This is a genomic window from Cupriavidus numazuensis (assembly GCF_905397435.1).
GTDB classification, from domain to species: domain Bacteria; phylum Pseudomonadota; class Gammaproteobacteria; order Burkholderiales; family Burkholderiaceae; genus Cupriavidus; species Cupriavidus numazuensis.
The window spans coordinates 1-14,563 of sequence record NZ_CAJPVI010000107.1 but is presented as its reverse complement, the minus strand read 5'-3'; the positions used below and the strand labels follow the sequence as shown (position 1 = coordinate 14,563).

General features: G+C 60.8%; 15 protein-coding genes and 4 pseudogenes. 3 read left to right on the top strand and 16 right to left on the bottom strand.

Going from position 1 to position 14,563, the window contains the following annotated elements:
- On the top strand, positions 1-236 hold a 236-nt coding region (locus KHO41_RS39830; protein ID WP_211958694.1), incomplete at its 5' end, for a hypothetical protein.
- 55 nt (positions 237-291) lie between these two features.
- Here KHO41_RS39830 and KHO41_RS41840 read toward each other — a convergent pair.
- The 11 genes and pseudogenes from KHO41_RS41840 to KHO41_RS39790 all read right to left on the bottom strand — a co-directional run bounded on the left by KHO41_RS41840 (position 292) and on the right by KHO41_RS39790 (position 9,342).
- Positions 292-981 (bottom strand): DEAD/DEAH box helicase, encoded by a 690-nt coding sequence (locus tag KHO41_RS41840; RefSeq protein ID WP_342344507.1) that lies wholly within the window; start codon positions 979-981, stop codon positions 292-294.
- Positions 982-2,664, bottom strand: coding sequence for a TOTE conflict system archaeo-eukaryotic primase domain-containing protein (locus tag KHO41_RS39825; protein WP_342344506.1), 1,683 nt, complete (start codon positions 2,662-2,664; stop codon positions 982-984).
- Positions 2,648-3,019 (bottom strand): hypothetical protein, encoded by a 372-nt coding sequence (locus KHO41_RS39820; protein ID WP_244874258.1) that lies wholly within the window; start codon positions 3,017-3,019, stop codon positions 2,648-2,650. Before KHO41_RS39820 ends, KHO41_RS39825 begins: the two co-directional genes overlap by 17 nt.
- 233 nt (positions 3,020-3,252) lie before the next feature.
- On the bottom strand, positions 3,253-4,569 hold the full coding sequence (locus tag KHO41_RS39815; protein ID WP_244874259.1) for a Fic family protein: 1,317 nt from the start codon (positions 4,567-4,569) through the stop codon (positions 3,253-3,255).
- 172 nt (positions 4,570-4,741) lie between these two features.
- Positions 4,742-4,969 (bottom strand): annotated as a pseudogene (locus tag KHO41_RS41540) (tyrosine-type recombinase/integrase); the annotation flags it as partial.
- A 39-nt stretch (positions 4,970-5,008) separates the two neighbouring features.
- Positions 5,009-5,209, bottom strand: a pseudogene (locus tag KHO41_RS42045) (SMP-30/gluconolactonase/LRE family protein); the annotation flags it as partial.
- Between the two features lie 332 nt (positions 5,210-5,541).
- Positions 5,542-5,910: a response regulator gene (locus tag KHO41_RS39810; RefSeq protein ID WP_211958692.1), complete on the bottom strand. Its 369-nt coding sequence runs from the start codon at positions 5,908-5,910 to the stop codon at positions 5,542-5,544.
- 536 nt (positions 5,911-6,446) lie between these two features.
- Positions 6,447-6,692: a hypothetical protein gene (locus KHO41_RS39805; protein WP_211958691.1), complete on the bottom strand. Its 246-nt coding sequence runs from the start codon at positions 6,690-6,692 to the stop codon at positions 6,447-6,449.
- Between the two features lie 430 nt (positions 6,693-7,122).
- On the bottom strand, positions 7,123-7,392 hold the full coding sequence (locus KHO41_RS39800) for a GTP cyclohydrolase (RefSeq protein WP_211958690.1): 270 nt from the start codon (positions 7,390-7,392) through the stop codon (positions 7,123-7,125).
- Between the two features lie 242 nt (positions 7,393-7,634).
- Complete coding sequence (infA, locus tag KHO41_RS39795; RefSeq protein ID WP_011301847.1) at positions 7,635-7,856, bottom strand: translation initiation factor IF-1; 222 nt, start codon at positions 7,854-7,856, stop codon at positions 7,635-7,637.
- A gap of 754 nt (positions 7,857-8,610) precedes the next feature.
- Entirely contained in the window at positions 8,611-9,342 is a 732-nt protein-coding gene (locus KHO41_RS39790; RefSeq protein WP_211958689.1) for a S1 family peptidase, read from the bottom strand.
- Between the two features lie 744 nt (positions 9,343-10,086).
- Here KHO41_RS39790 and KHO41_RS39785 point away from each other — a divergent pair.
- Both KHO41_RS39785 and KHO41_RS39780 read left to right on the top strand, forming a co-directional pair.
- The gene (locus KHO41_RS39785; protein ID WP_211958688.1) at positions 10,087-10,290 is read left to right on the top strand and encodes a cold-shock protein; all 204 of its coding nucleotides are present in this window, start codon (positions 10,087-10,089) and stop codon (positions 10,288-10,290) included.
- 173 nt (positions 10,291-10,463) lie between these two features.
- Positions 10,464-11,117: a 2OG-Fe(II) oxygenase gene (locus KHO41_RS39780; RefSeq protein WP_211958687.1), complete on the top strand. Its 654-nt coding sequence runs from the start codon at positions 10,464-10,466 to the stop codon at positions 11,115-11,117.
- 314 nt (positions 11,118-11,431) lie between these two features.
- On the opposite strand, the gene KHO41_RS39775 is transcribed toward KHO41_RS39780, so the two are convergent.
- The 5 genes and pseudogenes from KHO41_RS39775 to KHO41_RS39755 all read right to left on the bottom strand — a co-directional run.
- Entirely contained in the window at positions 11,432-11,818 is a 387-nt protein-coding gene (locus KHO41_RS39775; RefSeq protein ID WP_244874256.1) for a DUF3307 domain-containing protein, read from the bottom strand.
- Positions 11,819-12,042: 224 nt separating this feature from the next.
- Positions 12,043-12,594 (bottom strand): annotated as a pseudogene (locus KHO41_RS39770) (IS5 family transposase); the annotation flags it as partial.
- A gap of 173 nt (positions 12,595-12,767) precedes the next feature.
- Entirely contained in the window at positions 12,768-13,493 is a 726-nt protein-coding gene (locus KHO41_RS39765; protein ID WP_244874255.1) for a hypothetical protein, read from the bottom strand.
- Positions 13,494-13,565: 72 nt separating this feature from the next.
- Positions 13,566-13,976 (bottom strand): annotated as a pseudogene (locus KHO41_RS39760) (IS5-like element ISRta5 family transposase); the annotation flags it as partial.
- Between the two features lie 220 nt (positions 13,977-14,196).
- Positions 14,197-14,563, bottom strand: a 367-nt coding sequence (locus KHO41_RS39755; RefSeq protein ID WP_407065405.1) for an AMP-binding enzyme, incomplete at its 5' end; no start/stop codon positions are given.

Genomic DNA, 14,563 nt, shown 5'->3' with positions numbered 1-14,563 from the left:
GCATCGCCGGCAGAAGCAGCCTCACGTCATTCGCAACCTGTTTCAGGAAAAGCATGTTCGCTACGCAGCCTGATCAAACGTACGCACTATTTAGTGCGCCGGTCAGTAACAGCCGCCGCGACGACCTCGTCACTTCACGCCTGATGACCGCGAATCCCGGCAGCGAACAGCTGCTGGCGGCAACCGACGCCGCGGCGGAGGCTGGCACCGACCTCGCGGCGGGCCCGCTGATGTAGCGCGCGGGGGGATCGGCGAAGAAGCGCTCGTAGGGCCCCAGCTGCAGGGAAATAATCACTCTGTCCCGGCCCCTCCAACCATCCGATACCCCATCGCCCGGTATCCCCGTTGACGCTTGTCCCACATCCGCAGCAATGCCACGTGACCAGTGTCGACAAAGTCGATGATCCGTATGTCGGTCTTATCGGCATGTTCGCGGTGTAGGCGGCCCGCGTACTGTTGCAGGGTTCCCCGCCACGACACGGGCATCGCCAGCACCAGGGTGTCGAGTGGAGGGTGGTCGAAACCTTCACCAACCAGCTTGCCGATCGCCAGCAAGACGCGCGGTGCGTCGGCTGGTAAGGCGTCGAGCGCCGCGATTAATGTGGCGCGTTTCGGCCTCGACAGTCGCCCGTGCAGTACGAAGAGGGGGGAAATCTGCCCGCCCAGTGCAGCCTGGATGGCGTCGAGATGTTCGGTGCGTTCTGTAAGCAGCAAAATCTTGCGGCCTTGCCCGAAAGCCTCGAGCACTTGCGCAGCGATGGCGTCAGTGCGGGCCTGGTCGTGGACCAGGTGCCGGAACACATCCTGAATGCCAGACGCGGTCGGCAGCTCGATGCGCGAGGGGCATGTGTGCGGTACGACCTCCAAGGCGTGAGGCGCGCTGGCTGGCTTCGCCGCCGTGTACCGGATCGGCCCGCACTGCATGAAGATGATGGGCTGCTGGCCATCACGTCGAACCGGGGTGGCGGTCAGGCCGAGCACTTACTTCGCCTTGGTCCGCTTAAGGATTGCATCGAACGACACGGCGCCGATGTGGTGGCATTCATCGACGATGACATGGCCGTAGTGCTCGACCAGCGGGTTGACTTCGCCTTGCCGTGACAGAGATTGCATTACGGCGATGTCAATCTTGCCGGAAGGATTGGTCTTGCCCCCGCCGATGGCGCCAACCACGCCTTTGCCGACCCCCAGAAAGGCTTGCAGGCGCTCCTGCCATTGCTTGAGCAGTTCCGTGCGATGTACCAGCACCAAAGTGTTCACACCGCGGCGGGCGATCATGGCTGCCGCCGTTACCGTCTTACCGAAGGCGGTCGGTGCGCATAGCACGCCCGCATCGTGCTGCAACATCCCGGCAATGGCGGCCTCCTGGTCGAGGCGAAGCGTGCCGACGAAGTCAACATCGATGGGCTCACCCGCGTAGCGCTCGTCGCGTAGATCACAGCGGATGCCGTTGTCGCGCAGCAGTTCCAGCGCGGCATTGAGACAGCCGCGCGGCAGGGCGATGTGCTGCGGATAGTTTTCAGCATTGCCGATCACGCGCGGCTTGTCCCACACCGACATCCGCATCGCTTGCGCCCGATAGAACTCGGGGTTCTGGAATGCCGCCAGCCGAATCAGGCGGTTGGCCAGCGGCTGTGGCAGTTGCGCCTTCTCAAAATATATCAGGTTGACCAATGTCACAGTCAGCGACTCGGGCATCTGGCCTGTGAGCTTCTTTGCCGCCGAAGCGTCGTGCTTCCATGGCGTGGCCAAGTCCTCATCGCCGATGAAGGTGACATCCAACGGGTGGACACTACCCGTGGCACGAAATATGGTTGGCTCGATGTCGTGCGGTACCATGGGCTGAATTGACGCCAGGAACGCCCACTGGTCGGGATAGGGATGAAGATCGGCATCGACGAACACGCTGCAGCCGTGCTCACGCGGTCGCTTCTGCAGTGGCAGGGCAATTAGATTGCCGAAGCCACCTTTGGGCATCGTGTCCTGGTTGGGAAACAGCCGGTCATAGGAGGCGAGCTTGAGCTGCCGGGTGCGCGAGCAGGTGTGGCTGATGATGGCCGTGCCCAAGCGACGAGCATCGCGCGCCGACACCTTGCCGGCGAAGAAGACCCAGGCATGCGCGCCCTGGCCGGAACGGGAAATCTCCAGCGAGACCGGCACACCGAGTTCCCCGCAGGACTGCACAAAGGCACGGGCATCGTCCCGCCACTCGGCCTCGTCGAAATCGGCGGCGAGCAAATAGCAGGTGTCGTCTTCCATCAGCGGATAGATGCCCACCGTGTGCTCGCCGGCTAAATGGTCGTAGATGACCTGGTCCGAGAGCGGGATCAGCAATCGGTTGCCGCAGTCGCCACATTTGATGCGCGGCTTCTCGCAAACGCCGGCGCGCCATTCGTTGGAGCAAGCCGGCGCGTAGCCAGACTTGCCGGTGGATTTACTCTCCCAGCGGATCGGGTAGGCATCCGTGCGGCCGCGAAATAGCCGGCGGAACAGCGCCACCTTGTCGACCGTGGAAAGATGCCGCTGTTCTGCCTCCTGAACGCATTGCGCGGCCTCCTTCGCCGGCAAGCGCCAGTCGATGCCATGCGATTCCAGTAACGCGATCAGGCGGGCGTTCTCGGCTTGCAGCACGGCAAACGCATCACGATCAGCCATCGACGCCATATTCGGCCAGCAATGCGTCCATGTCATCGGCTACTCCATAGCCGAAATTGTCGCTGGTGCGGCGCACTTGGGCAAGGCGTGACCAGAGTGGCCGCCGCTGTGTATCGGGCAAGGTAGCGATCACTTGCAGCGACTGCTCGAACATCCGCACCAAAGCATCAAAATAGCCGTCGTCCTGGTAGCCAACGTCAGCGCTGAAGCCGGAAGCCCGTTCGCAATAGAACACCATCAGTTCGGCCATGCCTTCCGGCCGGCCATTGGCCTTCTTGTACTCCGAGATCGCCTTCTTCGCCTTGGCGACTGAGGTGTCCTGGTTCTTGAACAGATCCGGCCACAGCCAGCGGTCGATGGTCACTTTGTAGCAGCGCGGTCGTACACCGGTTCGCTTCGGCGCAGCACGTCCGACAAGGCAGGGCTGGCCGCGCCTTCATTCGCCGCTGCGTCGTTTAGCTGCTGACCAGCCGCAGCACCGGGCTTCGGTATCGTAGAATTTGCGCGGGCTTCCCTTTTTTCAGGAGAGGCTTCCACGCCGCGATCCCTATCGGGAGGATGCAAAGTGTAGAGTTTGTTCACTTGGCGGTAATGTAATCAGTTGGGAGGCCCTACCACCAGGGACGCCTTCCAGGCTGCAAGCTCCGAGGGGCGCAAGCCGTAGCGGGCCAGTACGCCCTCGTGCAGCCGTCGGAGTTCTTCTACGATCAGCGCTTGCACGTTGTCACGATCAACCTCTGGCACTGTTGCCGTGACGACCTGCCGAATCACGGATAGCGCATCCTGATCGGGTTGCAGCACGACGTCCCGGATCGTTTGTTTGATCACATCCCGCCATGCAAGCCGTAGCGGATCGGGTTCCGCCAGATCCTGTCTGATGGCCAGGTATTCTTGCGTTGAGCGCTCGTAGGCCCAAACGTAGAGGTCACGCAGCAATTCGACGCGGGTCATCTCATACATGCCAAGGATGGCGCGACTATAAGCTTGCTCCGGCACATCCAGGAACGTCAGTGGACAAAGGTTTGCACGGAACAGCGGCAGATTGGCCACTAGGCGCGAGGTGCGTTTGTTGACGTCCGCGAATGGCTGCAGGTATGGCAGGTGCACCAGCACGAAGAATGATTGTTCAAAGGGATCGGCAATTTGATTCACTTTATCGAGCAGGACATCTAGTGCGTCCTCAATTTGCTGTGGTGCTGACAGGGGACGATAAACACTTTGGCCAATGTCCACGGCGTGCTGGCGAATCCGGCCTTCATCGGCAGGGTTGGGCAACAGGTTCTCTGACAAGGCGCTTTGCAGGTTCATTAAGGTATACCGGTCGAAACCGACCGTACCGATGTTCTCCACCAGCAGTTCGATGGCTGTCTTGTGGTTGAGGATCATCTGGGTTTCAATGGCCGCCTTGCCTTGCGCCGCCTTCCCTTGCTCGATCAGCTCACGGGTGTCCAGGCGGGAATAGGTGTTCCCCTCCAAGTGACTCGATGCCCATGACAGGTCAATCAGCAGCCTGTTCAGAATAGCCCTGCTATAGGTTCCAGCGGGGGCATCAGCCTGGGCCGTCTTGCCCATCTTGTGTAGCTGACGCCGAAGCGATTCCGACAGATACCGTGTGACATTGGGCTGATAGGCGTCAAGGAAGTCGCGTTGGTAACCCACGGGCTTGCGCGCTTCCTGGGGCTGATCGATATACGCCACGATGTCCCGGCTGTCTGCGGAAAGCGGGATGTAACCCGGGAAACGGTCCCGATCCGTGGCGGTCGTGGCAACCTCTGTCGTTTTTGCCACGAAATAACGACGGGCGCGCCCTTCGCCGATCGCCCTGATCTGTCCGCCATCGATCCATTGGCTGATCCAGCGTTGTGCTGTCCGCCGCGCAACGTCGGGATGCTGTGCCAGCAATTCGTTGAGCATCAATCCCGCGGAGGCTTTCCGAATGCTTTCTAGCAAGGCGTGGGCAGAGGACATGTGGGTCGTGGCGCAGTTCGCTTGAGGGATGGCGTCATTGTGGCGCAGTTCTGTAAACTGCGCCACAAATGGGCAGGGTGTGACGACTTATTAGGGCATCGAGGGTGATCCGATATATTCACGATAATGAAATCACAAGTAGGCCACCATTTTTTCGCCATCCCCAGTTGATGGGGGGCTGCTCCTGCGTGGCTTCATGGCGCGCATCCTCTTCGCTGCAGGTACGCGCTCGTGGTTGCAATCGAGTAGGGCCAAAGTTGTCGCGCACAAAGCGTAGGTCGCCCTGTTGGTCAGTCATGTGCGAACCGGCGGTGTGGCGCAGCCAGTGCACGTGCACTGAGTCCAGCCTGCTCACCGTGCGCGTTGCCGCCCGGAGCGCCGGCCCCTACGCCCCCGGCGGGCCGAACTGGGCCGACGGGGGCCCCGCTACCGGAACGTTGAAGGCGATCATGCGACCGGCCAGCAGCGCGTCGTTCCCTTCGTCCTCGCGAAGTGAGGTGACGAAGAGCGTGCGGTGGTCCGCGCCGCCGAAGCAGCACATGGTCGGGGCGCGACGGGCAGCCGATAGACGTCGACCAGCTCTCCGGTGGCGGAGAACCGGTTGATGCGTCCGGCATCGATCTGCAACACCAGCCTCGTGCCGGCTGCGGGAGCTTACCCATCAGCGTGAGGGAGCCGTATGAGGCCAGGAATAGCTACACGGCGCGCTTGCGGTGCGGCTGCTGCGTTACATGGCGCCGCAGGTGGCGGCCATGGTCGCGCCGGGCAGCGACCAGCCGCTGCTCGTTGCCGCGACCGACTTCAAGAAGATCCGCTTGTCGGCGTCATGATCCATTGACCGAAACGCGTGCGAAATGTCACCGCTGCCTAGCCCTTCGGCCGGCTTGACGCGCACGGCAAACCAAGACCCAGGGTCCCTCAACCCGAGCCGCTACGTGGCGCGCCCCATAATTCAAGGTACTCCGGACGGTACGGCTTGGGGCAGAAATGATCGAAGCCTGCCTCCATGACTTCGCTTGGCATTTTGTCGCCGCGCCCGCCACTGAATGCGACGATCACGGCTTGCTGTGCCCAAGGTTGTGCACGCAGGCGCCGGGCGACCTCCAAACCAGTGATTCGGGGCATGTCCAGATCGAGCACAATCAACTGCGGCTGAAAGCCCGCGGCAAGCAGCATCATCGCCTCGCCGTCGTCGAACCACTGGGCGTCCCACCCGGATTGCCGCAACAGTTCACAGAGTGCGGAAGCACCGTTGGGATCGTCATCGAGAATGAGCGCACGTTGCAACACGGGTTCCGATTTCCAGTTGGGGCTTCTCATCTATTCATAGCGAACGGTTGCCGCGGATGCAACGGCGTCGTTGGGGCCTCCTGCGACGGACCCGATCTCGACCTGGATCTTCGACATGGCATTCTGGCATGACTCGTAATCGGCGACGTCGAGCAGGTAGGCCGGTAAGCGCCGTCCTTGCGCGGCAAAGCGTGTCGCAGCGTCGAAAAATGGTCGCCGACCAAGTGCAGGAAGTCGAACGCCTACGGCTGGGTGAGCACGATCCCACCGAGGACTTGGCTCATGGCAACGATCAACTTGGGCCAGATCGATCGCATTCTCGCCGTGTGGGTAAGCGCGTCGCCTCTGGCGACATCCTGAGAACACCATCCGAATAGCAATTAACCGCCAGCAAACAAGCCAAACAACCAATGGCGCCAGCAGGGGAGGGAGGGGGTTGCCGTCCGTGGTGAAATTTCTGTCGCGCAATTGCTGTCGCGCGGCGCTTATGTCACATGCGGCGAGTATCCCAGCCGGTCGGCGTCGTGGGTCCCTCAGTCGGCCGTCGACGCGCAGGCGCTAGAAAGGAGCGCAACGTCGAAATGGGCGGCAGCATACATGGCATTGCACGCCCATACCTCTTCCCCGTTCTTATAGAAGGTGACCCATTTGCCGTCGCTGACGCAGTGGGCGCCAGGAAACACTTCGTCGTGGCCGTTCGGACCGTCCAGCGCAAAGGGCGCGTGGGGCGTGGTCCAGTACTGGCCCCTCGGTAGGGGCGTGATCGTTTTTCGGGTCATATCCTCAGCGCCGCAAGGCGTGGCACACAACGCGCGATCCGGCCCGCCGCTGAAAGACGGATCGTGTCAATCCTGCGACGGCGTGGCACCAAAATCATCTCCTCTATCCGGTGCAATCTCGTCATGACGCAATTCGTCCAACTTGCTGTCCCAGCCTTCGGTGTCTGCACCATCCGACCGCCAGCGGCCATCCGTCCCACCGTGCCTCCCTTCCATCGCGAGGTACACGAAACGTCAGCCGCAGACTGGTAGGGCTTGTCAGGACTCCCGGCATAGGGGGCGTGACGCCTAGCCAGACCGGGAGACAACGGCGACAGTCACAAGGCGTTAGGACGGTGACTCCGGAAGTCGCCTACGGGGCCGCGGAGAATCCATGCAAAATGTCATGCCACACACACTTTTAATCTGAGCCTGCGGCATGGCCGAGTGATTACCTCGCCTTGACGAAGGTAGACATGCCATCGATCGCCTCCCTGGCGGACGAGAGGGCTAGCGTGATCGCAGCGTGCGGCGCGTTTGCGAAATGTTGGAGCAACGGCGGCAGCTGTCTCCGGGAACCCATTCCTGAACTGACTTGCAGGATAGTTACGGTAGCGAGGAAGCGCGGCTGTACCGAGTTGCTACCGGGGTCGGCACTGGATGCACGACGTACGCAAGCAGATACCTTGAAGCCTTTGTAGATGGCGTTGTTCTGGGACATGTTGGTCTCCTTTTATCACCGAGCATACGCTGATAACATTGGCGTGTCGGATTTACTTTCAGCTACGAAATCAAAGCGTCCCAGCAGCCCGGAAATTGGCGTGCAAAAACGCGATGGTATTGGGGATGCGGGATAGCGATCGAGGGTGCGTCGGGAAGCCGTACGCTCGCGTGGTGTCTATCTGGGAGAACCCTGCACTGCACCATGCCAGCTCAGATTAGGAATGCGGCAACAGCATTCGCTCAGACCTTGTGACGATAGTTGATGCGACCCTTTGTCAGATCGTATGGCGACATTTCGAGCGTGACGCGATCTCCGGCGAGAATTCGTATGCGATTCTTCTTGAGCCGCCCGGACGAATAGGCCCAGACTTCGAAGCCATTCTCCAGGGTGACGCGAAAACGGCTATCCGGGAGGACTTCGGAAACCCTTCCGCCAAACTCTACCAGTTCTTCTTTTGCCAAGGATGCTCCTTTACTCTTAGCGAATGCCACGCGGCAACGTGGAAGCGAGTGCCGTATGCCGATGCGGGGATGGTTGCAACCGTATGCGCGCGACTGCGCTTTCCCCTGCGCGACGGGCGGCTTGACGCGCTTTGGTTTCGGTGTGGTGTGTGGCATGGCGCATTGAGACGTTGGCGACGATGCGTTCAGCGCCGTCTTTGTACTCGGAGATCATGTAACTTGCGAACCATACGCCGGGCTCTTGTTGGATGGGGTACACCGAAACGGTGAACGGGGTCATGCTGTGATTCAAACTGCTGCCTGTTCGGAAGGCGCTCGGTTCGGGGGCGCATCTGGCATTCCCTTGTGGGAGCGGCGCGCGTGGTCCCCGCAATCGGTTGCCATTGGAAAAATCAGTGTCGAGTCCCGCGCTCTAGCGCAGGCGGAGAAACTGGTGTGGAATTGACCGTTCTTGCATCAGCGAGCGCGCCTGGTACATGCGCAGTGGCTGCGGAGCGGACGTGCCGCGGGTCGGAAAAGGTTGCGGCCGGTTGTTGCCGCGAATCATTCGGGTGTACGCCCGTGCTGCCGCTGATACTTTTCTAATGATAATGTCTTGCGGACAGCGCATTTGTCGTCGATGGGTATCGACGACAGCGGATGATACCACTTTTGGGCACCTCTGCTTGCAGCAGGCACCCAATTCACGCAGGTACTACCTTCCCTGGCAATCCGTTCAAACGTAGAATCCTGCAAGCTCGATCGTCTTCCCGGATCATGACTCGGTAAGAGGCATCAGGATGTCGGCATACCAGGCGGAATTCAAGCCCAGGGCTTCATCCAGTTCAAAGTCCCGCGAGCCCACGTCCAAGCGCGCCGAATGGGTACCGAGCAGCATCCACGGCAGTGTGCGCGTGGATGAATCGGTCCTGGGCATGCGCATGACAACCGGTGCTCCACTCGTACCGCGATGCGTCCTCGCATCGGTCAGGAAGTAGCCTTGCCCCTGAAAGCGCATGCCGAACGAGGATGAGATGACTGCTTGGCGCACGACGGGCAAATGATGAAGCGTGTCGTGGAAACCCAGCGGAAAACCAACGATCAGCAACGGGGTGCCTGCTTCGATGCGGTCGCGTGGCCGGTAAAGGTGAGAGGGCGTAAAGGCCCGGTAGACCATTGTCGGCGGGAGCGCAGTACGGTCAAGTTCTATCACGGCCACGTCGATGCCGCCGCCGCTATCGAGCCCATCGCGCCAGATACTCTTGCCGTCGTGATACAGCGGAATTGAGAAGCCGATGGATTCGGCCACGTTGTTCGCATTAACATGCAACTCGATCTCGATCCGGTCGGGGAAATGCTGGGTCGGCTCGTCGATCAACACGTGCCGGCTCGTCACAACAAACAGTCGCTGCCCTCGCTTGAAGAAAAAACCGGTAGCGTTGGTCTTTGCCTGTTGACCTTCGAATGTGGCAACGCGCGTGACGGCCAGGAGGATGGTTTCGATCATGATCCGGTGGTTCCTCACTGCTTGCTCAACAGCATAGGCCATTGCCTGCATATCGTGCGGGCGTTGGCATCCATCGACTACAGGCTTTCGCGGTCCCCCAAGGCACTACGACCGAAAAGCTTGTGCTGGTGGGAGTGTGGGCGGTGTAAGAGACCGGTCACGTCTCTCCGTGTCTTCGCAAGTCATCAGCACGTGGCTCGGAGTATTGGCCACCATCGCTTGTCTCTTCGCTCAGCACTAGCGACCAGCCTTGCGGACCGCTGTCCTTTACTTCCCGGTAGCGCCAGATTGCGCCGCGGTCCGCGCAGCGAAATGTACTGATAGTGACTGTGATCGATCGAGGAATCTTGCTTCGCCGCGTATCGATGATGCGCAACGCGAGATGTCCTGGGGCACCGGAGGCGACACGCGACGCTGCAAGCAGGTTGCGCAGAGCAACATACCGACCTCTTGTGCCGGAGCAACGCCACTGTAGCATGCCTCGCTGAACAATCCGGGCTTCATTCGCGGATTGTTCAGCGCACTGGCTTGTGGCGGGCCTGGCAAGTACGCGGCGATTGCTGTGAGATCCTCATTGACCACGATGCGGCATGCCTGTATAAGAATCCGCGCAGGATCTTCAAGCGTAACCTCGAAGTGTTAGGTACACGCCCCGGCGGCGCCACTTTCTCTCCATGTTTCCTCCTTGATCGTCATGCCTCGCCCGCATTCTCAGCTCGGCGAGAATTCTTAAGGAGTCCTCACATGGAAACCGGTACTGTAAAGTGGTTTAACGATTCAAAGGGTTTTGGCTTCATTACGCCTGATGCAGGCGGAAACGACCTGTTTGCCCATTTCTCTGAAATTCACGGAAACGGGTTTAAGTCGCTCCAGGAAGGCCAGAAAGTGCGCTATGTGGCTGGTGTCGGCCAGAAGGGTCCGGCCGCTACCAAGATCGAGCCGGTCTGAAACGTCCGCCCAAAGCGCGCAAGAAGCCCCGCCGGGAAACCGGGGGGCTTTTTCTTTGCTCGATGGTTTTGGTTTTGACCCGCTTGTAGCAGACTCGATCGCGCTGCAAGCGCGAGCAAATAAGGAGAGATGAGTTTCTGGAACGCGACCTGATTAAAGCGGAAATCGAACTGTTGGTTGATTGCCCGATCGGCGACGCCGCTCCGGAAGAGGCAATCGATGTCTCGACGAATTCCCGACCCAGCGAATACGACATCGCGACACGCGCGCTTGCCGTCAACGGCTGGTGTGTCGTGTCGAACTTTTTGTCACAGACCCAGACGCAGGCCTTATCGACCGAATGCTTGGCCATGCACGACGCGCAGCTGCTGACACCGGCCCGTGTTGGGGCCAATCGCGCCACCACGCTTTTGCGCGGCGATAGCACGCGCTGGTTTCAACCCGACGCGCTGAGCACAGCGCAGCAGGCGTTCGCCGATCGCATCGAAGCGCTACGGCATGCGCTCAACCGCGACCTGTTTCTCGGCTTGATCGACAGCGAATCACACTACGCGGTATATCGGCCAGGCGCCGCATATGCACGCCACCTCGACTGCCTGCGTAACAACGTCAGCCGCGTGATTTCCGCTGTGTTCTACCTCAACGAAGCCTGGCAGGACGCCGAGGGCGGCGCACTGCGGCTCTACCTTGCCGATCAGTCCTATCACGACGTCTTTCCGCGCGCCGGAACGCTGCTGCTGTTTCTCTCGGCGCAGTTTGAACACGAGGTGCTGCCCGCCACGCGCGATCGCGTGAGCATCGCATGCTGGATGAGGCAGCGGGTGTAAACCGAGGCGCGAGCGCAGCTCTGATTCGCGCAGACCCGTATATGCGGTGGAGCGTTTGCGGGAAAGGAAGCGGACTTCTCGTCCCGATGTTGGCCGGATGCTGGTGATCGGGGTGCTCGTCGACAGTGTGCCGCGTGGTCATCTTCGCTGGCCGGGCGTCGGCTGCACCTTTTGCGCGCGTCAGTAGCGGGCGAGCTCGGCAATCAGCGCGGCGGTCACGGGCGTCAGGGCCGGGGGGTTGTCGCCTGCGACCGGCGCTTCCCGCTACCAGCACTGGGTCCCCTGCGCGTCGCTGGCAGTGAATCTCAGCGCTTTCAGTCCAGCCTCCCAACCAGCCAGACGATGGCAAGGTAGGTCAGCACGTGCGCGTACTGGTCCAAACCAAATGCCCACCAGAACTGCGGCTGATTCGGTGCCAACTTGGCGCGTCGGCCAAGGCGCACCTTCCAGCGATCGATCATGTAGTGAACGACAGCGTCGAAGCTCCCTAGCGAGAGCCAGTAGGCCATACCGAAGCCAACGAGCACCACCGCGGTACACAGGCCATGCAAGCCCGCGTGGGCATAACCGCAAGGGCTCCGGAAATCGCCCTTGCCGGCCAGCATCCAGCTCGGCTGCCACAGGTAGTCGCAGATGAGATGCTTGGTGAACAGCGCGAACAGCAGCGGCAACGCCATGGCCAGCCCTCCACCCAACGTCATGCCGGACCGTGCGCATCAACGACTGCTGTTGCAGATCGTTAATTCGGCCAATCGTGACCACTGATTCCGCCAATGGTCATCGAGCTATCTGAATGATCCATAAGCTATTTCTGCTGTGTTGTGACGTCTACTGCTGTTGTTCGTAAACAACGCGTGTTAGGCCTCCGCGTGGCGTTGTTGCATAAATCGAGATTGAAAACAGGGGCTCCTCGGTGAGGCTGAACTCAGGCGATACGGACGGATTGCGGGCGAGCGAGCGCGACCATGCGGTTGAGCACGCCCGCACGGATGGCCACTTCGGCGGCCTGCGACCCGATTTCGCGTGCCCACAGACTATGTCCCGTCAGCGTCTTGAGGCGGTACATCAGGGTCTCGGCCAGCGAGCGCCGGTGATAGCCGCTGGCGGCTTTCCATTCGCGTCGACTGCTCTTCTCAATGACATCGATGGCCTCATTACGCCAGGCTGCGCCCGGCGTACTTTCGGACCAGGGCTTCGCTCCATCGCGTGGTGGAATCGAGGGCTTTGCACCTCGCGCGGCAATCTCCGCGTGGCACGGCTTGCTGTCGTAAGCGCCGTCGCCTCCGATGGTATCGATCGGTGTATCAGCCGGGATCTGATCGAGCAGGTCGGCCAACACTTCGCCATCGCCAACGTCCTGGTGGGTCATCAGTGCAGCACGGATTTGGCCGGTGTTCGCGTCCATGGCGAGATGGACCTTGCGCCAAGTCCGGCGCTTGGACCAACCGTGCTTGCGCACCTTCCACTCGCCTTCGCCGTTACGCGCAAGAGACAAAAATGGACATCAGCCAGAGCCCTGCAAATGCTGGAATCAGCAGGCTGCCGGATGTCCATAAAGTCAGCAGAAAAAGTGGACACAACGACCGTCGGAATGTCCATCTTCAGTCGCAAGTTTCGCAGCTGATTTCGCGTGAAGATGACCGCCGCAATCTAGCGCGGCTGCAAGGGCAGGACGCTACCGCCACGCAGCGCGGCAAGCTCCTTGCGCAGGCGGAACACCTGATGCAGCACAGCAAGTTCACGAGCCAGCGACTCGTCAAGCTGTGCCTCGGTGGTCTTGACCTCGATCGCGCGGCTGAAGCCCTTATGTTCCCTGAACTCGATGAAACGGCCAGATTCGACCCACGGCGCGTTCGCGGGCCTGAAGCCTGCCTCGGTCATGAGCCAGCGATAAAAGCGCACTACGGCGCCCGGAGACAGTTCGCCTGCCCGCACGGCCAGCCTGATCGAGGCGCTGTAGCGGTAGGTTGGATGTTGCCGCTTGCTCGCGGGGAATGCCAGCCAGTCAACGCCCTCGTTATCCAGATAACGACGGAACGCCACCAGGTCGTCAGCAATGCTGGCGAACTTCAGCATGTTGGGCGACGGCTTCGACTCAATCATGTCGATGAGCCACAGGTTCGCCTCAGCCCACGGCGCGCCGTCAGCGAGCCGGACAACAGGAAAGAGAGGAAAGGTGCCTGTGATCCACTGCGGGCGGTCGTCGCGCAGCTTGCCGATGGCGGGGTCTGCGAGCGGGGCCGTGTGATAGATCGTGCCGCCCTCGGGCGTGGTGATGCTGACCGGCGTCGCGCCGGATGTGTTGCGGTCAACGCCCTCGGTCAACGGCAGTTGCCGGATGGTCGTTCGTCTTGCTGTCATCGCCCAGATCCTCATGCTGTGATTGAGTGGGCGTCCTCATTAACACAACGTGCGAGTATCAAGAAATCGTTCCCGACTTGCGCATACGCCGTAAAGCTTCAGCCCAGTGCTGTCGATCACCAGATGCAGCGACTCGCCGGTACGAGAGGCGGGCAGCACGACGTTCAGATTTTGCGCGCGGCGGCTCAATGTCGTGTAGTTCGGCACTGGCAACGTTGGGAAGGCCAGGGTGCGCAAGCTCTGCGCGAAGCCTTGCAGCGCGCGCAGCGGCAAGTGGAACACCTGCTTGAGACCGAGCAGACCCTGGATCAGCGCATCCGTATAGACGAGTGGGTGGCCACGCTTGGCCGACTGGGCTTTAGCCGGTGGCACGAGCAAGCTCTCTTCGACCCACATCGTCACGTCTCCTCGGGCTATCAGTCCCTTGTTGTACTGCGCCCAGTTCCTGACGCGGTAGACCCCCTTGGGCTCGGCTTGCTGTCGGTTGTCCTTGCGCATCGTCCCGGAAAAAGTCCGAGACACTACGCCGCTTCGTCAGAAGTTAACAGAGCCAGCGTTCCACCCGTTGCGCGTAAACGTCAGCCCATCCGACCCCGGATTTATGCAACAACGCCATACCGGACACGAGTTTTCTGCTCCGCCACAACCTGGCGCTCACGGATATCCCGAATGTGGAGAGCAGGCTCGGCGGGCCACCGAAAGACATTCACGGGGGAACTCACGCCGGTACGTGGCCGGGCCAGGGAGCGCCGGAGCTTGCTCGTTGCCTGAGGAGGAACTTCTGGATCTTGCCGGTCGACGTCCTGGGAAGGGGGCCGATGACCACCTTCTTCGGCGCCTTGAAGTGCGCCAAGTGGGCGCGGCAATGTTCGATCAGTTCGCGCTCGCCGACCGTAGCGCCATCGACGACTTCGACAAAGGCGCATGGCGTCTCCCCCCAACGCTCGTCCGGCTGGGCGACGACGGCTGCCACACGCACCGCGGGGTGCCGGTAGAGCACCTCCTCCACCTCCAGCGAGTTGATATTCTCTCCGCCGGAAATGATGACGTCCTTGGAACGGTCCCGGATCTGTACATAGCCATCC